Genomic DNA, 26,155 nt, shown 5'->3' on the forward strand with positions numbered 1-26,155 from the left:
TGCTCCTTAAAGCGTTAGCGCCATAATGATGGCATCTTCTCGTCCGCTGGCAGTGGGATAATAGTTGGGGCGTACGCTCACCTGATGGAAATCCAGCTGCTCATACAACGCAATCGCCGGCATATTTGAGGCGCGCACTTCCAGCCACAGCGTCATCACGTCGCGCTGCTCGAGCTCAGCAATCAGATGCTGCAACAGCTGGCGCGCCAGGCCGCGGCGCTGGAAGTCGGGATCCACCGCAATATTGAACAGCGACGCTTCATCCAGCACCACTTGGGTGATGGCAAATCCGGCCAGCTTACCTTCAACTTCAATGCGGAAATTAACGAAACGTTCGCCTTGATTGCTGCTAAACGTCTGCTCGCTCCACGGAAAGGCATGCGCGCGGCGCTCAATCGCTAGCAGCTGCGGCTGGTCTTCAGGGGTGACTAAAGAGATGGCTGTCATGGTTACACATCTGTTGCCACAGGGCGCGTTTTGCTGCGCCGCTGCTGATCAGTTCATTGAAAACGGCGGTGTTGAAGGTAATGCCGTTAAAGGGATGTTCGCTCTCAACGCCCAGCAGCCAACCGGCGCAATCGACCTGCTCCGGCAGCATTTGCAGCTGGTCTGGCGTTAACGCCATGACCTGCGCGGGTTGAATGTTCAGCGCGCGCAGCACGTCGCGAATCAGCGGTTCTTGTAGCGTGGGTGCCTGTTCGGCCACCAAAACCAAACGCGTGTCGGGCAAAAGCGTGACGGCAATTTCCCCTTGCAGCACGCGCGGACGCCGCAGCTGATACTGCGTAATCCCCATTTGCTGTAGAAGCCAGTCGCGCCTTGTGCTCATGCTATTACCCGTTATGCTGCCAGAATGCGACGCTATGCTAGCAAACCCATCGAACATGCGCCAACAAAGCACTATAATCGCGGCTCTGATTTAACAGGAGCGTTCCATGTCTGCTTTTACCCCGGCCAGCGAAGTGATTCTGCGCCACAGTGATGAATTTACCGCCCGCAACGTTTTGTTTGCTGGCGACCTGCAGGATGACCTGCCCGCCCAGCTAGAAACCGCGTCGAGCCGCGTGCATACCCAGCAATATCATCACTGGCAGAACCTTAGCCATCGCCTTGGTGAACGTGCGGTTTACAGCATGGTTGCAACCGCTGCCGATGTTGAAGGCTGCGATACGCTGGTTTATTACTGGTCGAAGAACAAACCCGAAGCGCAGTACCAGCTGCAAAACCTGCTCTCTCTGCTGCCGGTAGGCTGCGATATCTTCGTGGTGGGTGAAAACCGCAGCGGCGTGCGCAGCGCCGAAGGCATGCTGGAAGCGTGGGCGACGCTGGAGAAAGTTGATAGCGCGCGTCGTTGTGGCCTGTATCACGGTCGTCTCGATAAGCAGCCAACCTTTGATGCCAGCAGCTACGGCCATACTTATCAGCTCGAGGATCTCACCATCCATACCTTGCCGGGCGTGTTCAGCCGTGATGGTCTGGATATCGGCAGCGATCTGCTGCTCTCCACGCTGACGCCGCATTTCCGTGGCAAAGTGCTGGATATCGGTTGTGGCAGCGGCGTGCTGGCAACTGTGATGGCGAAAGTGTCGCCGCGCGTGCGTCTGTGGCTGTGTGATGTGCATGCTGCTGCGATTGAAGCGAGTAAAGCCACGCTGGCCGCCAATGAACTGGAAGGTGAAGTGTTTGCCAGTAACGTTTTCTCTGACGTTACCGGCCGTTTCGATATGATCATCTCCAACCCGCCGTTCCACGATGGCCTGCAAACCAGCCTTGAAGCGGCTAACACGCTGATTCGCGGTGCGCTTAAGCATCTGAACAGCGGCGGCGAACTGCGTATCGTGGCTAACGCCTTCCTGCCGTATCCACAGATTCTGGATGAAACCTTCGGCAATCACGAAGTGCTGGCGCAAACCGGACGCTTCAAAGTCTATCGCGCCGTATATGGTCGCGGTGCCAAAACGCGTTAACAGCAGCGCGGCGGCAGAAACGTTGCTTTTTACAGCGATCGTTTTGCCGTCGCGAAATATGTGTTGACGCAATGAGTAAAATCTCTAAAATGCGCCTCCGTGGTTAGCAATACTTTAGGGTGTTGTTAGTTTGCGATGGTGGCGGAATTGGTAGACGCGCTAGCTTCAGGTGTTAGTGTCCTTACGGACGTGAGGGTTCAAGTCCCTCCCTTCGCACCAAACTAAAATCACACAGTTTATATCTGCGCACTGAGCGATGGTGGCGGAATTGGTAGACGCGCTAGCTTCAGGTGTTAGTGTTCTTACGGACGTGAGGGTTCAAGTCCCTCCCTTCGCACCAATGCGACGATATAAACAGACAACTAAGATGCGATGGTGGCGGAATTGGTAGACGCGCTAGCTTCAGGTGTTAGTGTTCTTACGGACGTGAGGGTTCAAGTCCCTCCCTTCGCACCAACAGTTGTCACTCCTTTCGAGCAGTAAATCCCCCGAAAGATTTTTCAACGAACTTCACGCTCTCAGCGTGATGTTGTCGTTTCTGCGATTTGATCAGATAACGTGGAAATTGACCGACACCGCCGCTAAGCCGCCCGCCAATGCCAGACAAGATGGCAGCAACAGATAGTGACGCAGGCGATGGTGAAACAGCATCACCACGGTCAGCAGCAGTGCCACAATCATCACCACTCGCCATTGACTGAAACTCGGTTCCCATAACGCAAAAATCGGCATCGCCGCGCAGGGTAATAACACGCCCCAACCGCTATCCAGACGTTTACCCATTACCCAGCTCACGCCCCATAGTCCGCAGGCGGATATTATCGCCATGATCATCGCGCAACCCTCAAATGATAAATATTCGCATTATCATATGACAATATTTCTCATCTTGCAGCGAATTTTTGTCGCAAGCCATGCCGGATGACAGAATTACTGGAAAATGCTAAATTGCCGCCGATAACAATATCGCTAACACAACAATAACGTGCTCTCTATCCGGGTAGGTAAACTATTACTTGCGGGTAGCGCTTTGATATATCAGGGCTGTCACGAGAATAATAATGAAATTACAATCTTATGATGAGTTGAAACAGAGTAAATATCGGCTGTCGCTGATGCTTTTTCTGTTTCTTAATGTCGCCGTTTCGCTTTTTTGCCTGCTGCCGATTTTAGGCAGCGATAGCCCAATACGCTCGCTGCCGGTGGACGTTGTAGCGGGCTTCAGCTCCACGCTGCTGGTTATTTGCTTAATGGCGTCAAAACAAAAATTACCGCTATTAAATCCTGTGGCTTTTATTTTGGGTGCGCTGTGGGCGTGGCATATTAACCACAGATATCATCTGGTTTACTATTTTGATGGCAGCTTTTTAATTATCAGCCTGTTAAGCGTGTTCTTTATCAGTGCCATTGCGCTGAGTGATTATTTGATTGCATTCTGTCTACACATTACACCGCCGGTATTAACCGTGCTGTTATTGGATGATGGTCAGCATTTAATGATGATCTTATTCACCATTACGCTGCCATTAATCGGCTTTTCACTGCACCATTTAATGCGTCGTCGCTTTGATACCTTCACCCGTCGGCTGGTTAGCCAGCTGTATGAGGAAAAAGAGAGCTTCAGCGATTTGAGCATGCTCGATCCGCTTACCGGCTTGTACAACCGCCGTGGATTGAAGAATCGCCTTGATACCATTCTGGAAAACCACGCCGGCAGCCACTTTGTGCTGCTGCTGGATATCGACCACTTCAAAGCCTACAACGACAATTACGGCCATGCGATGGGCGATCAGGCGCTGGCGCGCGTGTCCGTGGCGATCCGCGACGCGGTGCGTTCGCGCGATGTGGTCACACGCTACGGTGGCGAAGAGTTTCTGGTGCTGATGACCAATGTAAACGCCTCAATCGCAATGAAACTGGCTGAACGCATTCGTCAGTACGTGGTGGATTTGGAAATTCCGCACCGCTTCAATGATAAAGTCTCGACGCACGTCACCATCAGCGCTGGTATCGCGCCCATCTTTGCTGATGATTTCGACCAGGCGGTCGCCAATGCTGACCGCGCGCTGTATGTGGCGAAAAATCAGGGACGTAACACTATTCTGGCGTGGGAAGATTTGCCGAAATTGACGCAGGCGAGTAATGAACTGATATAAGGCCTCGTCATTACCCAACGCACACCTCGTCGCGGCGCAATTTATTGCGCGATAAAACGTGCCGCGACGAAATGTGCGTTAACAGACGCATGTGCAGAAATGTTGTTCAAAATGCTGGGAACGATTATCATTTGTCTCTCGATTCCCGTTATCACTCAGGACCGGCATGGCCATCATCACGCGTCAGGATCATCGCTTCAGCGAGCATCCACTGATCTTTATGCAGAGCGATCGCAGTTTAGCAAGCGCGCTGGAAGATCTGATGCGCGATCAACGCAGCTACATGCTGGATAACCTCAAGCTTGGCCAGCCGGCACCCGCCGGGACGTTAACCCTGGCTGAATGGTCCAATCCGCTTCACTATCGCCGCCTGACGCAGCGCTACAGCGATTATCTCTATCGCGATCATCCTGATGCGCAGCAGGAAGCTAAGCCGCTGCAATCGCTGTGGGCGCAGTGGTATTTTGGCCTGCTGCTGCCACCGCTGATGATGGCGTTATTGCAGGAACCGCGTGCGCTGAACTGCTCGCCGCATCTGATTCACGTTGAGTTTCACGAAAACGGCCATCCGTGCGCATTCTGGCTGGATGTGCAGGAAGATGAGGATGCGCGCTACCTCAATGCCCAGCAGCGTATCGATCGCCTGATTCAGCAATGCCTGATTCCGGCGGTTAACGGCATGACGCAGCACGGTGATATCAATGCGAAGCTTATCTGGAACAACATGGGCTTTTCGTTTTACTGGTTCCTTGGCGAATTGAAAAACCAGTTGCCAGAAGAGACGATTTTGCAGCTGGAACAGGCGCTATTTTTCAGCAAATCCCTGCTCGATGGCAGCGATAATCCGCTGTATCGCACCATGATCCCGCGTAATGGCGAAATGGAACGACGCAGCTGCTGCCAGCGCTATCGTATCCCCGATGTAGAACGTTGCGGTAACTGCACGTTAAAAGCGGTGTAGCCCCCGCGCATTCTGTTACAGATTCTCCTTTTCTCCCGTTTACACTTTTCCAGGCTTATGGCATTTTTTCGGCTCTGTTTTTACCGGAGATAACAATGAGCCTGGAGTCGGTACGGCACTTCTTTGCCGAACATGCACCGGATATCGACATCATCGAGATGCCGGAAAGCACCGCCACCGTTGAGCTGGCCGCACGCGTTCATGGCGTTCAGCCTGGGCAAATCGCCAAAACCCTGTCGCTGAAAGTGAAAGATGCCATCGTGCTGATCGTTACGCGCGGCGATGCGCGTCTCGACAACCGCAAGCTGAAAGCTGCGCTCGGCGCCAAGGCGCGCATGTTAAGCGTGGATGAGGTGGTGAACTGGACCGGACATCCGGTCGGCGGCGTTTGCCCGTTCGGGCTGGAAAATCCGCTTACCGTCTATTGCGATGTGTCGCTGCGCAGCTTTGATGAAGTGCTGCCCGCAGCCGGATCGATTCATAGCGCGGTGCGCATTTCGCCGCAGCGCATGGCGGAACTCACCGCGGCGAAATGGGTTGACGTCTGCGAGGCGCTTTAAGACGACTCGCGCGCGGCGGCACCGGAGATTTCGATGCCGCGCGTCTCGCGACCAAAGGCCACTAATACGCAAATCAGCACCGCCACCGTTCCGGCGACAATCGCCATGCCCAAACCATAATTGCCGCCGTGCGCCTCGGCGATACGCGACTGCAGCGTCGCATTCACGGAGGCGATCAAATTCCCCAGCTGATAGACAAAGCCCGGCAGCACCGCGCGCGCATTGGCGGGCACCAGTTCGGTGAGATAGGTCGGCACCACGCCCCACGCGCCCTGCACCATAAACTGCATCAGGAACGCGCCGATACCGATCATCCATGAACCACTGGAGAAGGCCCACAGCGGCAACACCGGCAGCGCGAGGAATGACGCCAGAATAATCGCGCGCTTGCGGCCAATGCGCTCGGACAATGCACCAAAGGTAATGCCGCCCAGCATCGCCGCGATGTTGTAGCTGATGGCAATGATGCTGACGGTGTGCGGATCAAACTGATGCTGCACTTTCAGGAAGGTGGGATAGAGATCCTGCGTACCGTGGCTGAAGAAGTTAAAGCAGGCCATCAGCAGCACCATATAGATACAGATTTTCCAGTGCTGGCGGATAATCGGCAGCAGCGCATTGCTCTCTTTCCGCTCGCGCGCCGCCAGCCACACGGGCGATTCCGGCACTTTGAAGTAGATAAACGGCAGCAGCAGAATCGGCAACGCGCCAATCAGGAACATGCCGCGCCAGCCGACCGTTTCGAAGAACAAACCAAAAATCACCGACGCCAGCAGATAGCCGCACGGATAACCAGCCTGGAAGATGCCGGACATCAAGCCGCGCGAGCGATCCGGAATGGTTTCCAGCGCCAGCGACGACGCCACGCCCCAAATCCCCCCCATCGCCACGCCGTAAATCACGCGGAAACCGAGGAACGCCGTGAAGGTGGGCGACCACGCCGACAGAAGCTCAAACGCCGAGAACATCACGATATTGAGCATCAAAATCGGTCGGCGGCCATACTTCTCCGCCAGCCGACCAAACAACAGCGCGCCGATCGGACGCACGGCGAGCGTGAGCATGATGGCAAGAGAAACATCGGAGACGCTGGTATGGAAATACTGGGCAAGATCGCTGAGGACAAACACTAAGATGAAGAAGTCGAACGCATCCAGCGTCCAGCTCGCGAAACTGGCAAAAGCCACGTTGCGCTGGGTCGCAGTCCAGTTGAACATGTTGGTATCCTGTCTGATGAGCTTCCGGTTCGTTGGCCGGATTTATAGTAGAAGTTACCGCGCAAATAATTTCACGGGTTACTAATTTGTTAACTATTTGTATATAGCATGTCAGAAAGGCGGGCTGTGGTAGGAATTGTCAGCGAGTGATGCGCGGTGTAAAAAAACGTGTCATTGATGGAGGTAATATCCTGTAGCGGCGCGTTTTATCGCGCCGTTACGGCAGGTGCAGTCAACGGTTTTATAACTGATTAAATGCCTTTTCGATCATCTCAAGCAGCAGCGCATTATTAACGGTTTGAATCACATGCACCAAGGCGCCGGTCTGCGGTGGCACGCCAATATCCAGCCGCAGCGGCGTGCGATAACGCCAGCTTTTGCCGCGCGTGGCGCCAGGCCGCAGCTCAATATCCACATGATAATCCACGCCGTCGGCGACACGCTGATTCAGCAGCCACGCCACCACCAGCGCGTCGTGTATCCAGCAACCTGGCAGATGACGGGTGCGGATCGAATAATCGATCCACGGCCGCAACGTCTCGCGCACAAACTGCGGCAACGGATGATCGTTAGCGGTCAGCCGCGTGAGATCCTGCTGCGTCATCAGAGTTTGCGTGGTGGCGTCCATCGGTACCAGCGTGATGGCAGCACCGCTGTGCAGCACCTGATGCGCGGCTTCCGGATCGAGGCCAAAATTGGTGTCTTTGATGTAATCATCCAGCGCGAACACGCCGCCCATAATCACAATCTCTGCCACCGATTCAGCCATCTCTGGATAACGCTGCAGTGCCAGCGCCACGTTGGTCAACGGGCCAATGGCTACCAGCGTAAACTCGCCGGGATTGTCACAAATCAGTTGGCCCATTACGCCAGCCGCATCATGTCCATCCGCCGGAATACGCTGCGGTTGACGAACGCCGCGCCACAGTTCACCGAGCTTTTCATCAGCAACGTGGTCAAGACGCGCACGCCACGGCGCAGGATCTTCACGCAGCGCCTGCAGCGCGCCCTGCACCACCGGAATGTTGCGTCCCAGCCGCTGCAGCAGATCTTTCGCAACCTGCGCACCCACCGCGCTCGGCGTGTTGCCGGTCACAGTGGTAATCAGTTCCAGCGACAGTGACTTTGAGGCCAATGCTAACGCCAGCGCGAGGCCATCGTCGGTGTTGGCGCCCGCTATACCGTTTCCCGGATCACAATCAATAATCAATCTTTTCATAGTGTTATAATTTTATTCTTGTTGAGTAAGCTGGCAGCCACAGGACTCACCGATTTCTAAATGGTGAGGAAATTCCGCCAGCTTCGCGTCGCCATCCCAATTTTTGAGCATAGCAATCGCACTGCGCGCCATATCGCGCAGCGGCTGACGTACGGTGGTGAGCGTCGGCACATGAAACGCCGACTGATCGGTACCGTTAAAACACACCAGCGCGACATCCTGCGGCACGCGCAGTCCATGCTCCGACAGCGCCCGAATGCAGCCAATCGCCTGGCCTTCATTACTGGTAAACAGCGCGCGCGGCACACGACCGCTGGCCACCATGCGCTGCGCGGCGTCGTAACCGCCCTGCCGCGTGTAGCTGGCAGGGAAAATCATTGCCTCATCGGCCAGCAACCCTTTCTGCGCCAGCGCATCGCGCCAGCCGTGAATACGGTCCTGCGCGTTAAGCATGTCCAGTGGACCGCTGATCATGCCCACCTGCTGATAACCGTGGCTGAGCAGATGCGCGGTCACCTGGCACGCCGCTTCGCGCTCATTGACGCGCAGCATGCCAACGCCTGGACGCGGCTCAATGCGATCCAGCATCACCAGCGGCGTACCGCTGGCCTGAATCACATCGATGTAGGGATGGCGATCGACGCTGTTGTAAAACAGGCCATCAACCTGACGATTTAACAGGCCCTGAATAATCTCCAGCTCGCGTTTGCGATCGTCGCCGGCATCCCCCAACAGCATGACGTGGCCGTGATTCATCGACTCCTGCAACAGCATGTGCGCCATCGAGGCAACAAAGGGATTGCCGATGTTTGGCACCACTAAACCAAAGGTTTTAGTGCTGCCCGAAGCCAGCGCGCGCGCCACCGCGTTGGGGCGATAGCCGGTCTGTTTGATCGCCTCCAGCACGCGCTGACGCGTGGCTTCTGCCACCGGACGCGGGCCGTTATTGATCACGTAACTGACCACCGCCACCGAGGTGCCGGCGATTTTTGCCACGTCCGTGCGCGTTACGTTTCCGGTTGGAGATTTCGCCATTCCTTTGCCCCTGCGTAAATGCCATTGGCCGGAATATCCGGCCAATGGGGGTTGTGATTTACGCGATCCTGCTGGTCAGATGGCATCTTCCGGCAGATTGAGATCGCGTCCGCGCGTTTCCGGCGCCACGAAAGTGGTGAGAAAACCGATGCTGGCCATCGCCGTGAAGTAAACCGCGATCGGCCACCAGTGTCCGGTAAACGACAGCAGCGCCGCCGCCACTAATGGTGCGGTGCCTCCTGAAAGGATAGACCCCAGCTCTTTCGCTACCGCCATCTTGGTATAACGACGCTTCACGCCAAACATCTCGACGCCCCACGCTGCCTGCACGCCGAAAATACCCAGCGATGCCAGCGCCATGCCGACCACAATCACCGCGATGACAATCGTCGGGTCGCGGCTGTCCATCAGGCTAAAGGCGGGCCAGGCGTAGAACATCAGCAATAAGCAGAAGCAACGATAGGTTATACGGCGACCGAAGCGATCCGACAGCCAACCGGCAAACGGAATAATCACGAAGCCAAGTAACGAGGCGATGAATACCGCGGTGGTGGGCACCGACTTATCGATCATTAGCACTTTGGCGACGTAACCGACGATAAAGCCCTGCGCCAGATAAGAAGGGCCGTTTTCGCCGATGCGTAAACCCACCATGGTCCAGAAGGCCCGGGTGCGACGCCAGAAACTGCGCGTATCCACTTCTGCTTTCACCTGCGCCAGCGTGGCGTTTCGTTCGGCCTGCAATTCCGCCTGTTGGCGTTCAAACACCGGCGTTTCTCGCAGATGACGACGAATCCACAACGCCACCACCGCAATCAACACGCTGCTGAGGAACGGAATACGCCAGCCCCACGCCAGTAAGCTCTCTTTGTCCATCTGGATCACCGCCAGCCAAACCAGCGAGGCGATCAGCGTGCCGCTGTTCGAGCCCAGCGCAATCACCGATGAGACCAAACCACGACGCTCAACCGGCGCGTATTCGCCCAGCATCACTGTGCCGCCGGACAACTCTGCGCCCGCCCCCAACCCCTGGGTAAAGCGCAGCAGCACCAGACACGCCGGTGCCCAAACGCCAATGCTGGCATAGGAGGGAATCAAACCGATTAATGTTGTGGAGGCGCCCATCAGAATGATGGTCGAGATCATCACCGTTTTGCGGCCTTTACGATCGCCGATCCAGCCGAAAAGCAAGGCACCAATCGGGCGGGCAATAAAGCCAACCGACCAGGTGGCAAAACTCGAGAGCAAGGCGATAGTCGGCGTGGCTTCGGGGAAGAAGACATCACCAAAGATAATGCCGGCAGCGAGGCCATACAGCGCAAAATCTGCATATTCCATCGCGGTGCCGAGCCAGCACGAGAACGTGGCGCGCCAGAAATCTTTGCGGCCGGATGATGTTTCAAGCCGCGCGTCGGCAGCTGAGGAGGATGTCAGTGAGCTTTGTTGCGAAACCGTCATAACCCAATCCCTGAATGAGGTAAAAACAGCAAACGCCCTTCCGTGGGTCAGTTCCCTTGCAACAAGCGGAACTCCCCGGTGGCAACGTTCAGTAGGCAAACCTGGATGAAAAATCAGTAATGAATTCCCTGGTGTTGGAATCCGCTTCTTCGCCTGTTCCCGCCGATGTAATTTTCATCGATCGCATTAGTAAGGCAAATGTAACTGGGTCATCTCAAGGCCAACTTCGTCTCTGGCACCGTGAGTTATCACTATGGGCATAGTCTATCTACGCGCGTAGATAAATCAAGCAAAAATAGTGAAATTTATTAGATAAACTTCACTATAACTCATGAGCACAAGATAAAAGAGGCGTTAATTCATGACATTACATCTAATGCGCGTATGCAAGAAATGTCTGATTACAACGTAATTAACGATTATTGCTTACCATTTAACGGCGCATACTGCATCTTCATCGCGCTGGTTTTCGCACAGTTCAGTTAAAGTTTAATGACACACCCGCAATATTCTTAAATGCCGTCACCGGTGCGCGACTGACTCAGCGTCTGCATTACACTGGAGAAAGATCACTCAGGAGCGCTATGACCATTATTCTTATGCGACACGGTAAACCCAATCATCCGGTCACGGGGCGCTTCACGGCTCGGGCGCTGGCCGACTGGTGTGAAGGTTACGATCAGGCTGATATTTGCGACTCCCCGCCGCCGCGCAGTCAGACTATTGCGCGCCTGGCGAGTGTGATCGCCACCAGCCCGCTGCCGCGCGCCCGCTCGTCGTTAACGCGGCTGGGCTTGCAGCCGCACGCGGTGGATGAGGTTTTTAGCGAAGTGGCGATACCGACGTTGCCGTTTGAGCGTTTACATCTGCCGCTCAACGTCTGGCTGGCGCTATTGCGCTTGTTGTGGCTGTGCGGCTATGCCGGCCATGTCGAATCGGTGCAGCATGCGCGTGAACGTGCCCGTCTGGCGGCGGATAAACTGGTGGTGCTGTCACAGCAAGGCACGGTGTTATTGGTTGGGCACGGCATCATGAATAAGCTGATTGCACGCGAGTTACGCAAGCGCGGCTGGCAGGCCGAAAAACATGCCAGCAGCCGCCACTGGAGCAGTGCGATCTATCATCGCCCGTTTATTTAAGGTTTGAGCTGAAAGTAACTCAGCACTTCACAACCGGTACCGGCCTGCGGCGTGGCAATCACTTTCATCTGCTGCAGATCAATCAGGCTGAGCGAACCGTCGCCCTCATTAGCAATCAGCAAGCTGTGATTATCCTCACTGAAGCAGCCATCCATCGGCTTGTTGCCGACATGAATATCGCCGAGCGGATTGAGCAGCTCGTCAAACAGCGTCACCACCGGCTCCTGATCGCCAATCGCCACCAGCCGCTCGCCGTTGGCACTGAAGCGCACCACCTGACACGGTTGCTGATGGCCCGGCAACGTCAGGCGCTGGCGGATACGATGGCTTTGCCGATCCACCACATACAGCAGCGGCGCATCGGCGGCGCTCGCCACCAGATAAGGATGTTTCGGCGAGGCGGCGATGCCGGAAATCGAGCCGGGCATCAGAATATTGTCAATAATCCGCCCTTCCGCCTCACACAGATCCACCACGGTAATGCTGGCGTCCTCTTCATTCTCGGTGAACAACTTGCGACCGCTGGGCGACAAAGTGAGTCGGTGCGCATTGTGCGAAGGCAGCTGAATGGTTTTCTCCACGCGATCGCTAACGGGATCAATCACCGCCACCGCCGCGCTGTTTTCACAGCAGAGATAAACTTTACCGTCTCGTCCCAGCTGGCCGCTGTGCGGTGCTTTTAACGGCGACAGATCGATAAAACCGCTGATCTGCCGCAGGCGCAGATCGATGATCGCCACTTTGCGCCCGGGATGCGGATTGTCGCCGTGAATGCCGTCGCCGTAGATCGGCACGTAAGCTTTCTCCAGCTGCGGCAGCATCAGAAGCTCGTGTGGACGCGGCGGAAAGGCATTTAACTCTCGTTCAACGGCAAAGGTTTCGGGATTGAGAAACAGCACGCGATTGCCCTGCTTATCGACCGCCAGTAATCCACGGTGGTGTCGCTGCATAGTGTCTCCTTTTGTTCGTCACCTCCTTTAAGCGTAGCCAACCCGCAATCAGGAGGGGATTTTCGCGGCAGGCCAGCGAAAAATGCAGCGAGGTTAACACGTGATCTCACACGCAATTTTTAATCCGCCCCGCGACTTACGCCACGCTATTGTTATTTTATTAGGAATAGTCTCAATGAGATAAAATAGAATAATCAACAATCCACGCGGTTATTTATCGTTAATTTAAAGCTTAACGGATCCTTGATTTTCCGGTTTATCTGAAAGGATCAAAAAGTGATAGCCGCGCCGCACAGAATGTTTTATTAAGCATAGGAGAGTACTTTTTTACACACAGCCTAAAGGACAATCAAGAGCGCTCAGCGCCGCGATCAGGGACGCCTTGCCACCATAATCACAATAATCAGGTGCATCATGAATAAAAAACGCCTTCAGCCAGCGTTAACCCTCTGGCATAACTGGAAAAGACTCGCTTTTACCAGCCAGACTTTCCTGCAGAAAAAACAGCATAATGCGCTCTGTGCGCCGGAATACGATCCCAGCCAGGAGGACAATATCGTGTTACTTTCTGGCGAAAAAGATCTGCCAGAGATTCCAAAGAAAGTCTGGATGTATTGGGATAATGAATATTTACCGAAATCAATGGCGTTAAATATTAAAAAGATTCGTCAGGATAATCCCGATCATGAAATTCATTTATTAAATCGTTTAACGATAAAAGAAGTTTTACCGGATTTTATCTTTACCTCGACCCAATTAACCGCCCAACAACGCAGCGAAGTGATTCGTCTGGAATTACTGTTGCGTTATGGCGGCATTGCCATTGATTGCAGCACTTTATTATTTGAAGATCTCTCCTGGGTACATCGCGCGCATCATGAACGTCGCATGGATGTGATTGGTTATTATCACGAAAACGCCACCGTCAACTATCTCGCGCCGGTGATTGAGAGCTGGTTCCTGGCGGCAACCGCCAATAATCCCTTTATCCGCGAGTGGCAAAAACATTACGCGCCGATCAAACATCTCGGCGAACAGAATTACTTCAGTGAATTGACCAAGCGCGATGATTATTCCCTGCTGACGCAGAAAATTGCGCAGCCGCAGCAGCAATTAGGTTCTCTGGCGCAGCAGATCGCCATGCGTGAACATCGCCGGGTGAATCTCTATCTGCGTAAATGCGAGGCGAACGCTTATTACTATCAGCGTTTAAGCGGCTGGAAAAGCGAGGCGTTTGCCCACGCGGTGCTGTTTCACCAGCGTCCACTCACGCCGCCACCGGTGATTAAACTCAGCGGCAATGAGCAGTTGCATCTCGACTTCAACCTGCGGCTCGGCAACTACAACCGCGGCAGTTTGTTGGGTCAGATGATGCAAACGCCTGCGCCGATCGCGCTGGCATCACCCATCAACAAAGCGCGCGCGTAACCAGTGAATTAAGGTGGTCACCGCCCGTGGTACCTGTGCGGCATACGGGCGCACCACCCACAACCGGTCGGCGAACGCATCCACCGCTTGCCACTGCGGCAGCACCTGCTGCAGCGTGCCGCTGGCGAGTGCCGCGCTGGCACTGAAATCCGGCAGCATCGCAATGCCCAAACCCTGCAATGCGGCATCGCGGATCGACTCGCTGTTGTTGGTGGCAAAGTTGCCCTGAATCTTCACCTGCACGGTTTCGCTGCCGCCGTCCGCTAATCGAAAGCGCCACTGCGGCGATTCGAGTCCGCGCGGATAATAAAGACAATTATGCTGCTGCAACGCCTGCGGTGAATCCGGCAGGCCGTTTTGCGCCAGATATGCCGGCGACGCCACCAGCAGCGCGCGGGTTTCACACAGCGGCAGCGCAACATGGGTTTCAGGCAGGCTATCACTGTGGCGAATCGCCAGATCAAAGCCTTCACTGCCGAGCGACACCAGACGATCGGTGACATCCAGCTGCAAGCGCACCTGCGGATAGTCGCGCAGGAAATCGCCAATGATCGGCACCAGTTGCTGACGCGCAAACGCCACCGGCGCTGTGACGCGCACCATGCCACGCACCGGACCGGCTTCATCACGCACGCTGAAAAAGCTCTGCGCGATACGCGCGAAGGGATCGCGCAGCTCATCCACCAGCTTTTCACCGGCGGAAGTCAGTCGCACGCTGCGCGTGGTGCGCTGCACCAAGGCCACGCCCGCCATCTTTTCCAGTTCTTTAATCTTCTGACTCATCGCCGCTTTGCTGACGTCTAATCGTTCCGCCGCGCGCGTAAAACTGCCGAGCTCAGCCAGCACGGTTAACCAGTGCAAATGGACCCAAAGGCTATCGGTTTTAATTTCTTTCATATCGATTGTTCAAAATAATAAATAATAAATTCAACCAGCGCGCTTTTTCTTTCCGGCAGCAAGCGGCAGCATAGCGCCACATCCTACTCTTTTCATGTGAGCAAAAACGAGGTTTTATTTATGCCGTTACTGACATTCGACGTTATTCAGGGCCGTTCAGAATCAGAAATCCGCACATTGCTGGATGCCGCACACCGTGCGGTCTTAACCGCCTTCAAAGTCCCGGCGCGCGATCGTTATCAGATTGTTCACGAAAACAAAGGTTATCAGATGGTCTTTCAGGATACCGGCTTGGGCTTTGCGCGAACCGACAATCTGGTCATGGTGCGCGTATATACCAGCCCGAGAAGTGAAGAACAGAAGTGCCTGTTTATGGCAGAGTTAGCACGCGAGCTGCTGGAAAATTGTGGCGTACAGGGCACGGATTTGATGATTAGTTTTATCACCAACAGTAAAGGCGACTGGAGCTTTGCCGACGGCGAAGCGCAATACCTCACTGGAAAACTCTGATTCCCTTCTCTGCCCTCACTGGCAGCAGCCCGTCCGTTGCTGCCAAGCTAAACCACAGTCAGCCTGAACCCGCCTTAAACGAATCGGAATGCATCGCACAAATCTGGTTGGATGTGTTGCAGCCATGTGACACCCAATATAGATTGTCGCAAAATCCCCGCAGAGGGTCGTTGGCGCAAGGATTGCGTATTCATTCAAAATGAGGATCTGACGTTGTCCGAATTGGTTTCGGTTGTACTCTTTTTGGCTGCGATTGCAGTCTACTCCTTCAAAGCCGGGCGAAATAAATTTTGGTTTAGTCTGATCCTGCTGCTGCTCACGCTGTTTATCGTGCTTAACGTCACGCTGGTCGCCAGCAACTATTTTACCGGCGATGGCATTAACGACGCGGTGCTGTATACCCTGACCAACAGCCTGACCGGCGCGGGCGTGAGCAAATATGTGGTGCCAGCCATCGGACTGATCATCGCGCTGTTCTCGCTATTTTGCCTGCTTTCATGGTTACTGCGCCGCCGTAAGCGGCCGCATCACCTCGGCTGGAGTTTGCTGGCGATTGCCTGTGCTGCGGGTTCGGTACAAACCACGCCTGCGTTCCGCCAGGTGAAAGAGCTGATCGCCTCACATTCGCGCCTCGCCGATTCGGACTTCGAAACCTATTACAAAACGCCTAATAAGGTGATCGCCGAGCCAAAGCTCAACCTGGTCTACATTTATGGCGAAAGTCTTGAACGCACCTACTTCGATCAGCAGGCATTTCCCGGTCTGGCCCCGGAACTCAGCCGCGAAAAAGATAACAGCATCGATTTCAGCCAAACTGAACAACTGCCTGGCACTGATTACACCATCGCGGGCATGGTGGCTTCCCAGTGCGGCATCCCGCTGTTTGCGCCTTTTGATGGCAACGCCTCGGCCTCGCTCTCCAGCTTCTATCCGCAGAATATTTGTCTGGGCGACATCCTGAAAAACTCTGGCTATGAGAACTGGTTTATTCAGGGCGCCGATTTACGCTTCGCCGGTAAAGACACTTTTCTGCTGTCGCATGGCTTTGATGCGGCCAACATGTATGGCTCGCAGGAGCTGAAAAGTCGCGTCGCCGATCCCGGCTATCGTAATAACTGGGGCTACTACGATGACACGGTGATGGACGAGGTGTTTGAGAAATACGAAGAGCTGTCGCGCGCGCAAAAACGCTTCGCATTGTTCACCCTTACCGTCGACACCCATCACCCGGATGGTTTTATCTCGCGCAGCTGCCAGCGCAAAAGCTACAGCTATGATGGCAAACCAAACCAATCCTTTAGCGCGGTCGCCTGCTCGCAGGAGCATGTGGCGCGTCTGATTGAACGCATCAAAGCGTCGCCGTGGTTTAAAAACACCATCATCGTGGTGACCTCCGATCATCTGGCAATGAATAACACCGCGCATCAATACCTGATCAAGCAACCGCGCCGTGACCTGTTTATGGTGATTCGTGGCGATCAGCCACAGGCGGAAGTGCTCGACGCCAAACGCAGTACGCTGGATAACGGCGCCACGGTGCTGGATATTCTCGGTGGGGATAACGCGATTGGACTTGGTCGCAGCGGCCTCTCTTCCACCTCGCTGTCAACCGAGTTTGAAGACATGGCGAAGCGCGTCACGGCGTGGAAAGCGGATATCATTCAACTGTGGAATTTCCCCAGTAAGATGGACAGCTTTACCGTCGATCAACAAAAAAACACCTTCAGCTTCTCCGGCGCAACCTTCAAATTGCCGATTCTGTTCCGCGTCTCCGATAAGCATGTTGAACCGCTGCCCGAAGGCGAATACGCGGAGCCACTGCGTTATCAGCTGGCTAAATTTGCTGCCGACGACAAATTCGTTTGGGTCGATCGCTGCTTTAAAATGGCGCGCCTGTGGCAGCCAGATTTAGCTCTGTCGAACGATTTGTGTGTTTCGATGGGACAGATGGGCGCCAAACCGAGCGTTACCCGCATTGATAAACCGCAGTGGAAAGCGAAAGTCAGCTTCCCCAAAGCCGAAGTGAGTGCGGCAACCTTCCAGCTCAACGAGCAGCAGATTCGGATTGAAGACAACGCGATTCGCTACAACGCGGACAGCTTCCTGTTGTCAGTGCCTGGCGCGCCAACCAGCGTGAAGAGTTTTAAAGGGATATCTCGCCCGGAAGAGTGGGGACGCTGGTCAAATGCCAATCTGGCGCCGGAAGTGAATATTGAGTACACCGATCCGCTGCCAGAACGCTTTGACGTGGTGATCACCGCGCGGGCGTTCGGTCCGAATGCGCACCGTCCGATTCCGGTGCGGGTTGGCGATGAAGAGCAGCAACTGAATTTAGGTGAGGATTTCTCCACCACCACGCTGCATTTCACCAATCCAACCGGCAGCCGCAATTTGATCATTGCGCCGCCGGAGCCGCAGGAGTCAAATGTCGGCAATATTATCGGCCAGGATCCCCGCAAACTGGGGATCGGCATGGTGGATATAAAAATAATTCCGTAAAACTAACGTAGGGTGCGCAGCGCCTCCAGCTTTTCGCGTTGCGTCCCCTCCGCCGTAAAGTTCTCTGCCGCCAGCCAGCGTTCGAAGCCCTGTTTCACCTGCGGCCAATCGCTATCAATAATCGAGAACCAGCAGGTATCCCGGCTGCGGCCTTTATAGACAATCGCCTGACGGAAAGTCCCTTCGAACTGAAACCCTAAACGCTGTGCCGCGTTTCGTGATGGCTGATTGCAGCTGTCGCACTTCCACTCGTAGCGACGGTAGCCCAGTTGCTCAAAGGCGTAGCGCATCAGCAGATAGTGCGCTTCAGTGGCCATGCGCGTTTGTTTGAGCAACGGCGAGAAGGCGACGTGGCCGATCTCCACCGATCCGTTTGTCGCATCGATGCGCATTAACGCCAGGCTACCGACCGCGCGGTTGCTAACGGGATCGATCACCGCGAAATGCATCGGATCGCGCCCGTTTTCCAGCTGACGCGCATAGGCAATATAGGCCGCTTCATCGGCAAAAGGTTCGGCGAACATATAGGTCCAGTCACGGCCATCTTCAGCCAGCGCATAGGCAGCATAGAGTTCGCGGCCATGACGCTCGGCACTCAGCGGTTCAAGGCGGCAATAGTCACCGGTGAAGGTTTCATAGCTCGGCCAGGCGCGGGGTTGCCAATCTGGCAGCGGAAATCCTACCGGTTGTCCGTAATCATTCGTGTGTTGCGACATAGCTTAATTCCTTTATCAGTCAGGGCCAGAATCGCAGAGTGCCACTTTGCTGGTGTGTTAAAAAGCGCCACAATGGTTGAAATTGATGGATCCACGGAACCGCGTAAATGAGTGATATTTCACTGCACCGATTATTGTTGGCCCCACTAGAGACCAACGGCGAGCTGACGCTGCAACAGCAGCTGTTCCAGCGTATCAAGCAGGCGATTCTGACCGGCAAACTCGCTGCCGGTACGCGTTTGCCCGCAACACGCCAGCTGGCGCTGGATCTCGCGGTTTCACGCAATACGGTGATCGCCGTCTGGGCGCAACTGCAGGCTGAAGGATTTTTGCTGAGCGATCGCCAGGGCAGTCGCATCAGCAATATGGCGCAGCTATCGCAGGAAACTCAGCCGCCCGCCAGCAGCGAAATTGTCTTGTCACCGCGCATCGCTCAGTTGCGATCCAGCCATCGCACATTGAGTCAGGAGATGGCGCTGCGGCCCGGCGTTCCTTCGTTAGCACATTTCCCGTTGGCTCAGTGGCGACGGGCGCTGAACCGCGTGATGCTGCATCAGCCGCAGCAACTGCTGGGCTATGGCGATCCGCTCGGCGAACGCACGCTACGCGCCGCGCTGGCGCAGCATCTGGCATTAGCGCGCGGCGTGCGCTGTACGCCCGAACAAATCGTAATTACCGAAGGCGCGCAGCAGGCATTAACGCTGTGCGTGGCGCTGCTCAGCAGCCCTGGCGACATCGGTTGGGTGGAGGAGCCGGGATATCGCGGGGCCAAAGCGGCGATGCGGCTGGGAGATATGCGTATTGAACCGATAGCGGTCGATGCACAAGGTCTGGCGCCGCAGCCGCAGGACTGGCAGCAGCGTCCGCCGCGCCTGATTTACACCACGCCAACGCACCAATATCCCACCGGCGCAATCATGAGCGCACCGCGTCGTCTGGCGCTGCTGGCGGCCGCGCGGCAACAGCAAACGTGGATTATCGAAGATGATTACGACAGCGATTTTCGTTACAGCGGCGAGCCAATCGCCGCCATGCAAGGCATGACGCAGCCAACGCCGGTGATCTACGTCGGCTCGTTCAGCAAAACGCTGTTTCCGGCGCTACGGCTCGGGTTTATGGTGTTGCCGCCGCAGCTGGTCGCGCCGCTGCGCCCTGCGCTGCATGAACTGCTGCGCGGTGGTAATCGTCCTGAGCAGCAGGCGCTGGCGCTGTTTTTACGCAGCGGTGATTTTAGCCGTCATCTGAGCAAAATGCGCCGTCTGTATCGCCAACGGCAGGCGACGTTGCGACAGGCATTGCAGCAAACGTTTGGCGCACAGGTTCCGTTGCTGGGCGGCGAATGCGGCATGCATCTGGTGTTATCACTGGCTGCGGATCAAAACGATATGGCATTGGTGGATCGGCTGATCCAGAGTGGCTACGCGCCGGGCGCGCTGTCGGGATTTTATCTCGGTGAGCAGAAGCAACAAGGGCTGGTGCTGGGTTACGGTAACACCAGCACCAGCCAGATTACGGCGGGCGTCGCGCAGTTAGCGCGTCTGCTGCGCAGGAATTAACCGCGGAAGAAGATTTCGCCTGATTTGCCCATCACGATCTTACCGGTGTCATCGGTGATCAGGATGTAGTTGGCATTGATGTACGCCCAGTGCGTGCCTGGCTGCGGCGCTGGCAGATGGCGTGGCTTCCACTCAACAATGGTGTACTGCTTTTTACGGTACTCATCTGGCACCACATCGCCCACTTTATACTCTTTGTAGTCGATGATGATGGTGTTCAGATCGTAGTTGTTTGGCGCAGCCGCATTGCCGCTTTGCGGTGGACGAATCGGCGCGACATCGCCGCTGGATTCAGCCGGTTCATTGCTGACAGGCGCATCGGCGGCCGGCGCCTGAGCGGGTGCATCAGCGGCGGGTGCCTGGGTTTGCGCGTCGGGTGCGGTTTGCTGCACCTGTGGCGGCATGGGTACGGCGTCTGTTTGCTCGCCTTCCGCCAGCGCGGCCGGAGCAAGGCTTAAAGCGCCCAGAAAAATTCCTGCAGAAAGAAGATTGACGTGTGTCCTGCGCATGGGTGATTTCCACTCTGGTTAATTATTAACTGTCCATTTAACTGACACGTTAAGCACGCAGAAGGTTCCCCCGGCGCGCTTAGCGCGTCAAATTTCGCTGCTCAGCATACCTCAGCTCAGGCGCTTTTTGGCGCAGTAAAATTGCAAGCAACCATGTTAGTTTTTGTCGTGCGCTTTATTTGCCAGATCCATCAATAACGCGATGCCCAGATAGTTACTCCAGTTAAACGCGTTCTGCAGCACCACAATCGCATTGCCGTTCTGTTTATCAAAGCCAATAAAGCTGGAGTAACCGCCGATATAGCCAACCTGATAGGTAATCTGCTGATCGCCGTAGGTATCAGTAACCCAGGCGATATTTTGTGACTGATTGCCGTGCTGTTCGTAGCCGTGATTGACCTGCGCAAACGCCGCATTGAGCGAAGCGCCCGCGCCGTCATGCAGGTGCGCATCAAGATAGCGAATCAAATCGCGCGCGTTGCTGTAGAGACTGGCGGCCGCCACCATATTGTTGTTAAACGCCCAGTCCGGCGTGATTTGCCCGCGAGGAATCAGCTTAGGCTGATCGCCGGCATGGCCGAGCGCACGCCAAGGATAGCCGCGCAGGCTCTGCGGCTTGAAGCTGCTGCTGGTCATGCCCAGCGGCTGGAACAGATTACGCTGCGCCAGCGTTTCGATGTCCTGATGGAAGCGATATTTAAGGATGTAGCCCAACAGCGCATAGCCGAGATTGGAATAGCGCGCGCCAGGATGCGCGGGCGCGTCAAAGTCGGCCAGATAATCCAGCACGGCGTCGCTGTCGAGGTTGCCATAAAAGTTCTCGCCGCTACGCAGATAGCCCATAAATTTCATGAACATCGGCAAATCCATATCCTGACGCGGCAAGCCCGAGGTGTGCGTTACCAGCTGCAACAGCGTGATGCGTTTGGCATCGGCGCTCAGCGGCACGTTGGGCGGCAAAAGCGTCGCTAAGGTGTCGTTCCAGTGCAGTTCACCGCGATCCACCAGCTCAATAATCACCTCCGCGGTGATGCCTTTACTCAGCGAGCCGAGCGCAAATAAAGTGTCTGGCGTAATGGGATAACGGTGCAGCGCATCGGTGACACCAAAACTGTAAAATTCAGGCTGGCTGCGTTGATGGATAATGGCGATGCTGATGCCAGAAACCTGCTTTTGCTGCATGTAATGGCGCACGATGTCATCGACGTTTTCATTAAAAGTCGCGTGTGAAAGATAGACTTTATCGCTGACGGGCGCGGAGGTTTGCGACAAGGTGCCGCAGGCGCTGAGCAATACGCTCATGCCCAGCACAATGATGCATATTGTTAAACGATGGCACAGCACCCGTTTATTCCTGGCGAAGGTAATCATGGCAATGGATTGAGCGAATTTTTATGTTTTATAAAGGGTGCGACGGGTGTTGGTGGCGAAATATAGCACAGAAGAAAGTCAGCGCCACCTGCCAAAAACAGGTGGCGGCGGGGATTATTGATTAACGGGAATAACCGATCCTTTATAGTGCTGGTTAATAAATTCAGCAGTTTGCTTTGACTCCAGATCTTTCGCTAGTTCCAGAATACGCGGATCGTGCGCCAGTTTCGGCGTGGTGACCAGCACGTTGGCATACGGATTATCTTTCGCCTGTTCCAGCGCCAGCGCATCCTTCGACGGCACTAAACCGGCCTGCAACGCGTAGTTGCCATTGATGATCGCCAATTGCGCATCATCCAGCGCGCGCGGCAGCTGCGGCGCTTCCACTTCGATAATCTTCAGATGGTGCGGGTTGTCAGTAATGTCTGCGGAAGTCACCAGCGTATTGGCGCTGCTGCTTTTCAGTTTGATCAAACCATTGGCCTGCAACAGATAAAGTGCGCGGCTCAGATTGGTGACATTATTCGGTACCGCCACCTGCGCGCCATCAGGCAGATCTTTCAGTGATTTCACTTTGTGCGAGTAGATGCCAAGTGGCTCAATATGCACGGTGGCGACCACAGAAAATTTCTCGCCCAGCGCTTTTTCCTGATCGCGCAGATAAGGCACATGCTGGAAGTAGTTGGCATCCACGTCACCGCGCGCCAGCAGTTCGTTGGCGTTGAGGTTGCCGTTGAGTTCAATCACTTTGAGATCGAGTTTCTTGTCGCTCTGTTTGATGTGGTTGAGGATTTCGCTGTGCGGTACGGCATCGGCCGCCACGCGCAGCGCGGCCGCCGAGGCGTAAGTGCTGAACACCGAAACCATCGCCAACGCGGCTATCACCTTTTTATTCATCTGCTTCCCTTAGTTTCTTATGATTTAACGCTATTGAGAGTGTCAGCGTAATAACGCTGCGCCACGTCGCGATGCGATCGCAAACGCCCTTTGAGATAGTTCCAGCCCACTTCACGCAGCAACGGATTGCTGGGATCGCTGGTCGGTCCGCGCGCTTCTGCCGCTAGCTGCGGCGGTAATTGGTACAACGGCACTTCGGCGTCGAGCTGCGCGCCGAGGAAGAAAGCGATGGAGATGCGCTGCTGTTTTGCCGGCGGCGACACTACACGATGCACGGTGGCGCGCAGATAACCGTTGGTGGCGATCTCCAGCAGTTCGCCGATGTTCACCACAAAAGCACCCGGTTTCGGCAGCGCATCAATCCACTGATCCGGCGTGACTTCAACCTGCAATCCGGGTTGATCGTCCTGCAACAGAAAGGTAAGAAAGCCGGAATCCTTATGCGCGCCGACACCTTGCTGGCTAGCAGCGGCATCCTGACCAGGATAGCGAATCAGCTTCACATGTTCGTTGGGGTGCGTGCCGTACAGCGCGTCAAACGCGTCCGGCGGCAGCGACAGAGATTTGGCGAAGGCGCGCAGTAAACGCAGCGCCACGTCAGTCATCGCCTGCTGCCACGCGTGGATCACCGGACGCAGCTGCGGTAGCGCCTGCGGCCACAAATTGGGTCCTTGCAGCTGCTTCCACGCCGGATCGTCTGGTTGCAACGTCAGGGCGGCCCGTTCTGCACCGATATCAAACTGCTCACGCTGATCGCGCTGCTCACGGGTGTATTCCACGCCCGCGCGGTTGTAGCCACGAAAATGCGGTGAATGGATCATCGAAACGCGCTGCTTCTCTTCATCCGGCAAGGCAAAGAACGCGTGCGTGATGCTTTGCACGTTCTTTAACAGCTGCGGATTGATGCCATGATTCACCAGATAGAAGAAGCCGACGTCACGCGCGGTTTCGCGCAGCTCGGCGAGGTATTGCGCCTGTTCCGCATCCGGCAGTTCCAGCAGGGCTAAATCCAGTACCGGCAATGTGCTGGCCATACTTTTGCATCCTTCATGCAGAAAAATTCTGCCTTTACGCTGCCATCTGCTGACAAATGCAGCCAATACTGTTGCGCGATAAGTTATGGCGAATCATTTTTAGGAGAGGTTCAGCAATCGATATGCAAAAAGCGATAAATCGTGCCCGCTTCCCGCTATAATCGCCGCCAATTAACTTTGGGCATGGCCCATCAATGAACAGCAGGAGACGCCGTATGAACCAGGGTCCGTTAACCGAAAAAGAGCTCAACTGGCTTGAAGATATGCTGGAGAAATACGGCAATGAACACTCGGTGGTGGATACCGCTGAGCTGGACGGCATGCTGACGGCGTTGCTCTCAGGCCCGAACGACATCGAACCGAGCGAATGGCTGGTGGCGATGTGGGGCGGCAAAAAGCACATTCCAAAGTGGTCGAATGAGCGCGAGATGGATCGCTTTATGACGCTGACCTTCCAGCATCTGAACGACATCGCCGAGCGTCTGGCCGAGTTCCCGGAGCAGTTTGATCCGCTGTTTGGCACCCAAGAGATGGAAGGCCAGGAATTCACCGTGGTGGAAGATTGGTGCTATGGCTATTTGCGCGGCGTGGCGCTGGATGCGGATTGGTCGCTACTGCCAGAATCACTGCAGCCGATGATGGAGGCGATTGCCTTGCACGGCAGCGAAGATCATCTGGCGAAGCGCGAAGCCTTCACCCCGGAAGAGTTTGAAGCCAGCATCGAGGCGATTCGCCCCGCAGCGCTGGAGCTGCATGAATACTGGCAGGAACAGCGCATGGCGCAGCCCGATCCTGAACCTCAACTGCCGCACTTTGCCGGCGAGAAAACCGGCCGTAACGATCCTTGCCCGTGCGGCAGCGGTAAAAAATATAAGCAGTGCTGCGGTAAATAATATTTGCACCTTCCGTAGCGGCGCAATTTATTGCGCGTCCCTGGCCTTTTAATCGCGCCGCTACCGATATGTGCGTTTTTTTTCAGGGAGCCGGTTTCACCTCGGTCACCCAGGTTGGCAACTGCCATGCGCCGCCCGCACGAATCGCGCGGCACATGCCGGTGGTGGCATCGCTGCTCTGCTCAAACGCTTTGCCATCCCACACCCACGCCGCTGTACTCCAGCAATCGCCGATGCCGCGCCCTTTCTGCGCTTCTGAGATCACACCTTCACTGTAATCAGAGCCGGAATCCGTCACCAGCTGCGGCGTGCCCTGCAATGCTTTATCGATCAGCCAATAGCCATAACCTTCGTTATACGCTCCGCGCCAGCACAGCGCGGCGATCAGCACATGCGCATCATCAACCGGCGTTAAGGTCAGCGGCTCCGCGCCCTCTTCCGGCTGATCGTCGGACGGAGCCAGATTGTCGCAGCTGTCGTCGTCGGTGAGTGAGGCAATCAGCTTTGGCTTCAACAGCGCCAGCTCATCGGCCGTCAACGGACGCGCATCGGCCTTAGCCACTTTTACCTGCTGAATCACCGGCATCGGCAGCGCTGCCGGTACGCTGCTTTCCGGCTTGTTGCCTTTGCGCACCAACGCGCCCGGCGTACTAAGACGACCTTGCGCATCATCCATCTTCAGCAGCACAGCAAATGCGCCATTGCTGGAGAGATCGAAAGGCTCTTCACCACCGCGAAACTCCACTTTGCCGCTGCCTTTAATGCCGTTAATTAGCGCCTGGGTTTGTTCATCCGTCAGCGTCCATTCTTCGTTATCGGCTTTCGCCACGTCGCCCAGCGCACGGTCATCAATCCACAACGCTAAGTTGTTCACCACTTTAGAATCGTCATCGCCGGTATCGGCCAGCACCACACGGCCGTGCGTCACCGCATTGGGACCGCCCGCGCGCACCAGCAACACCGAGCCGCCCGCGCCCTCTTCGGCGCTGTAACCAGCGGCACGACAGGTCAGCGTGTTATCGCAGGCCAGTTCCCAGTCTTTGTGGCTAAAGGAGACGCCGTCTTGATCTGCCAACAGCGGCGCACTCAGGCTGGCAAGTAGCGACATCGCCAGCAGCAATCGGGTAATCATGCCATCTCTCCATAATGGTAAAGGTGGCTAGTGTGATGATTTTTGTGACGC

General features: G+C 55.4%; 25 protein-coding genes and 3 tRNA genes. 13 read left to right on the top strand and 15 right to left on the bottom strand.

Translation table 11 applies throughout. The features are described from left to right. Positions 1-6: 6 nt before the first annotated feature. Positions 7-447: a ribosomal protein S18-alanine N-acetyltransferase gene (gene rimI, locus IB226_RS12780; RefSeq protein WP_192235784.1), complete on the bottom strand. Its 441-nt coding sequence runs from the start codon at positions 445-447 to the stop codon at positions 7-9. Then, positions 419-829 carry a DNA polymerase III subunit psi gene (locus IB226_RS12785; RefSeq protein WP_101762186.1) on the bottom strand — a complete coding sequence of 137 codons (411 nt, stop codon included), beginning with the start codon at positions 827-829 and terminating at the stop codon, positions 419-421. Before IB226_RS12785 ends, rimI begins: the two co-directional genes overlap by 29 nt. Positions 830-935: 106 nt before the next feature. On the opposite strand from IB226_RS12785, the gene rsmC reads away from it, so the two are divergent. The 4 genes from rsmC (at position 936) to IB226_RS12805 (ending at position 2,423) form a co-directional block, all read left to right on the top strand. Next, entirely contained in the window at positions 936-1,967 is a 1,032-nt protein-coding gene (gene rsmC / locus IB226_RS12790) for a 16S rRNA (guanine(1207)-N(2))-methyltransferase RsmC (RefSeq protein WP_101762187.1), read from the top strand. Positions 1,968-2,099: 132 nt separating this feature from the next. Further along, positions 2,100-2,186, top strand: a tRNA-Leu gene (locus tag IB226_RS12795). 34 nt (positions 2,187-2,220) lie between these two features. Then, a tRNA-Leu gene (locus IB226_RS12800) sits at positions 2,221-2,307 on the top strand. A gap of 29 nt (positions 2,308-2,336) precedes the next feature. Further along, positions 2,337-2,423, top strand: a tRNA-Leu gene (locus tag IB226_RS12805). A gap of 93 nt (positions 2,424-2,516) precedes the next feature. Here IB226_RS12805 and IB226_RS12810 read toward each other — a convergent pair. Next, entirely contained in the window at positions 2,517-2,801 is a 285-nt protein-coding gene (locus tag IB226_RS12810) for a DUF1435 domain-containing protein (RefSeq protein WP_192235786.1), read from the bottom strand. Positions 2,802-3,028: 227 nt separating this feature from the next. Between IB226_RS12810 and IB226_RS12815 the strand changes: the two genes are divergently transcribed. From IB226_RS12815 to IB226_RS12825, 3 genes are all read left to right on the top strand, one after another. Then, positions 3,029-4,123 carry a diguanylate cyclase gene (locus IB226_RS12815; RefSeq protein WP_101762189.1) on the top strand — a complete coding sequence of 365 codons (1,095 nt, stop codon included), beginning with the start codon at positions 3,029-3,031 and terminating at the stop codon, positions 4,121-4,123. Positions 4,124-4,289: 166 nt separating this feature from the next. Next, positions 4,290-5,084 (top strand): siderophore-iron reductase FhuF, encoded by a 795-nt coding sequence (fhuF, locus tag IB226_RS12820; protein ID WP_110867477.1) that lies wholly within the window; start codon positions 4,290-4,292, stop codon positions 5,082-5,084. Positions 5,085-5,179: 95 nt separating this feature from the next. After that, positions 5,180-5,644 (top strand): YbaK/EbsC family protein, encoded by a 465-nt coding sequence (locus IB226_RS12825; protein WP_008107722.1) that lies wholly within the window; start codon positions 5,180-5,182, stop codon positions 5,642-5,644. Here the strand turns inward: IB226_RS12825 and IB226_RS12830 are convergent. The 4 genes from IB226_RS12830 to IB226_RS12845 form a co-directional block, all read right to left on the bottom strand. Then, positions 5,641-6,861 (bottom strand): MFS transporter, encoded by a 1,221-nt coding sequence (locus IB226_RS12830; protein WP_101762192.1) that lies wholly within the window; start codon positions 6,859-6,861, stop codon positions 5,641-5,643. The two genes, IB226_RS12825 and IB226_RS12830, sit on opposite strands and share 4 nt — an antisense overlap. A 241-nt stretch (positions 6,862-7,102) precedes the next feature. Continuing rightward, positions 7,103-8,080: a nucleoside hydrolase gene (locus tag IB226_RS12835; protein ID WP_110867476.1), complete on the bottom strand. Its 978-nt coding sequence runs from the start codon at positions 8,078-8,080 to the stop codon at positions 7,103-7,105. 12 nt (positions 8,081-8,092) lie between these two features. Beyond that, positions 8,093-9,115, bottom strand: coding sequence for a LacI family DNA-binding transcriptional regulator (locus IB226_RS12840; protein WP_101762194.1), 1,023 nt, complete (start codon positions 9,113-9,115; stop codon positions 8,093-8,095). A gap of 75 nt (positions 9,116-9,190) precedes the next feature. After that, positions 9,191-10,573, bottom strand: a complete 1,383-nt coding sequence (locus IB226_RS12845; RefSeq protein ID WP_192235788.1) for an MFS transporter — start codon at positions 10,571-10,573, stop codon at positions 9,191-9,193. A gap of 584 nt (positions 10,574-11,157) precedes the next feature. On the opposite strand from IB226_RS12845, the gene IB226_RS12850 reads away from it, so the two are divergent. Further along, entirely contained in the window at positions 11,158-11,712 is a 555-nt protein-coding gene (locus IB226_RS12850; RefSeq protein ID WP_110867474.1) for a histidine phosphatase family protein, read from the top strand. Here IB226_RS12850 and IB226_RS12855 read toward each other — a convergent pair. Then, complete coding sequence (locus IB226_RS12855) at positions 11,709-12,662, bottom strand: YncE family protein (RefSeq protein WP_192235790.1); 954 nt, start codon at positions 12,660-12,662, stop codon at positions 11,709-11,711. The two genes, IB226_RS12850 and IB226_RS12855, sit on opposite strands and share 4 nt — an antisense overlap. 414 nt (positions 12,663-13,076) lie before the next feature. Here IB226_RS12855 and IB226_RS12860 point away from each other — a divergent pair, with 414 nt between their 5' ends. Continuing rightward, positions 13,077-14,090, top strand: a complete 1,014-nt coding sequence (locus IB226_RS12860; RefSeq protein ID WP_192235792.1) for a glycosyltransferase family 32 protein — start codon at positions 13,077-13,079, stop codon at positions 14,088-14,090. Here the strand turns inward: IB226_RS12860 and IB226_RS12865 are convergent. After that, positions 14,064-14,987 carry a LysR family transcriptional regulator gene (locus IB226_RS12865; protein ID WP_101762199.1) on the bottom strand — a complete coding sequence of 308 codons (924 nt, stop codon included), beginning with the start codon at positions 14,985-14,987 and terminating at the stop codon, positions 14,064-14,066. The genes IB226_RS12860 and IB226_RS12865 overlap by 27 nt on opposite strands. A 120-nt stretch (positions 14,988-15,107) precedes the next feature. Here IB226_RS12865 and IB226_RS12870 point away from each other — a divergent pair, with 120 nt between their 5' ends. Continuing rightward, positions 15,108-15,497, top strand: coding sequence for a tautomerase family protein (locus tag IB226_RS12870; RefSeq protein WP_101762200.1), 390 nt, complete (start codon positions 15,108-15,110; stop codon positions 15,495-15,497). A 213-nt stretch (positions 15,498-15,710) separates the two neighbouring features. Next, complete coding sequence (opgB, locus tag IB226_RS12875; RefSeq protein WP_192235794.1) at positions 15,711-17,996, top strand: phosphatidylglycerol--membrane-oligosaccharide glycerophosphotransferase; 2,286 nt, start codon at positions 15,711-15,713, stop codon at positions 17,994-17,996. Between the two features lie 2 nt (positions 17,997-17,998). Here the strand turns inward: opgB and IB226_RS12880 are convergent, their stop codons facing one another. Further along, positions 17,999-18,712 carry a GNAT family N-acetyltransferase gene (locus IB226_RS12880; RefSeq protein WP_110867471.1) on the bottom strand — a complete coding sequence of 238 codons (714 nt, stop codon included), beginning with the start codon at positions 18,710-18,712 and terminating at the stop codon, positions 17,999-18,001. Between the two features lie 107 nt (positions 18,713-18,819). On the opposite strand from IB226_RS12880, the gene IB226_RS12885 reads away from it, so the two are divergent. Next, positions 18,820-20,268, top strand: coding sequence for a PLP-dependent aminotransferase family protein (locus IB226_RS12885; protein WP_192235796.1), 1,449 nt, complete (start codon positions 18,820-18,822; stop codon positions 20,266-20,268). Here IB226_RS12885 and IB226_RS12890 read toward each other — a convergent pair. The 4 genes from IB226_RS12890 to IB226_RS12905 all read right to left on the bottom strand — a co-directional run bounded on the left by IB226_RS12890 (position 20,265) and on the right by IB226_RS12905 (position 24,079). Then, on the bottom strand, positions 20,265-20,777 hold the full coding sequence (locus tag IB226_RS12890; protein ID WP_101762204.1) for an RcnB family protein: 513 nt from the start codon (positions 20,775-20,777) through the stop codon (positions 20,265-20,267). The two genes, IB226_RS12885 and IB226_RS12890, sit on opposite strands and share 4 nt — an antisense overlap. Before the next feature lie 156 nt (positions 20,778-20,933). Then, positions 20,934-22,079: a serine hydrolase gene (locus tag IB226_RS12895; RefSeq protein ID WP_225608296.1), complete on the bottom strand. Its 1,146-nt coding sequence runs from the start codon at positions 22,077-22,079 to the stop codon at positions 20,934-20,936. Between the two features lie 183 nt (positions 22,080-22,262). Further along, positions 22,263-23,045, bottom strand: coding sequence for a MetQ/NlpA family ABC transporter substrate-binding protein (locus IB226_RS12900; RefSeq protein WP_101762205.1), 783 nt, complete (start codon positions 23,043-23,045; stop codon positions 22,263-22,265). A 17-nt stretch (positions 23,046-23,062) separates the two neighbouring features. Further along, positions 23,063-24,079 carry an isopenicillin N synthase family oxygenase gene (locus IB226_RS12905; protein ID WP_192235800.1) on the bottom strand — a complete coding sequence of 339 codons (1,017 nt, stop codon included), beginning with the start codon at positions 24,077-24,079 and terminating at the stop codon, positions 23,063-23,065. A gap of 215 nt (positions 24,080-24,294) precedes the next feature. On the opposite strand from IB226_RS12905, the gene IB226_RS12910 reads away from it, so the two are divergent. Next, positions 24,295-24,972 carry a YecA family protein gene (locus IB226_RS12910; protein WP_176970789.1) on the top strand — a complete coding sequence of 226 codons (678 nt, stop codon included), beginning with the start codon at positions 24,295-24,297 and terminating at the stop codon, positions 24,970-24,972. Between the two features lie 82 nt (positions 24,973-25,054). Here the strand turns inward: IB226_RS12910 and IB226_RS12915 are convergent, their stop codons facing one another. After that, positions 25,055-26,104 (bottom strand): DUF1176 domain-containing protein, encoded by a 1,050-nt coding sequence (locus tag IB226_RS12915; RefSeq protein ID WP_192235802.1) that lies wholly within the window; start codon positions 26,102-26,104, stop codon positions 25,055-25,057. Positions 26,105-26,155 lie beyond the last annotated feature (51 nt).

It is taken from the genome of Pantoea sp. PNT03 (assembly GCF_014852515.1).
GTDB lineage: Bacteria > Pseudomonadota > Gammaproteobacteria > Enterobacterales > Enterobacteriaceae > Pantoea > Pantoea leporis.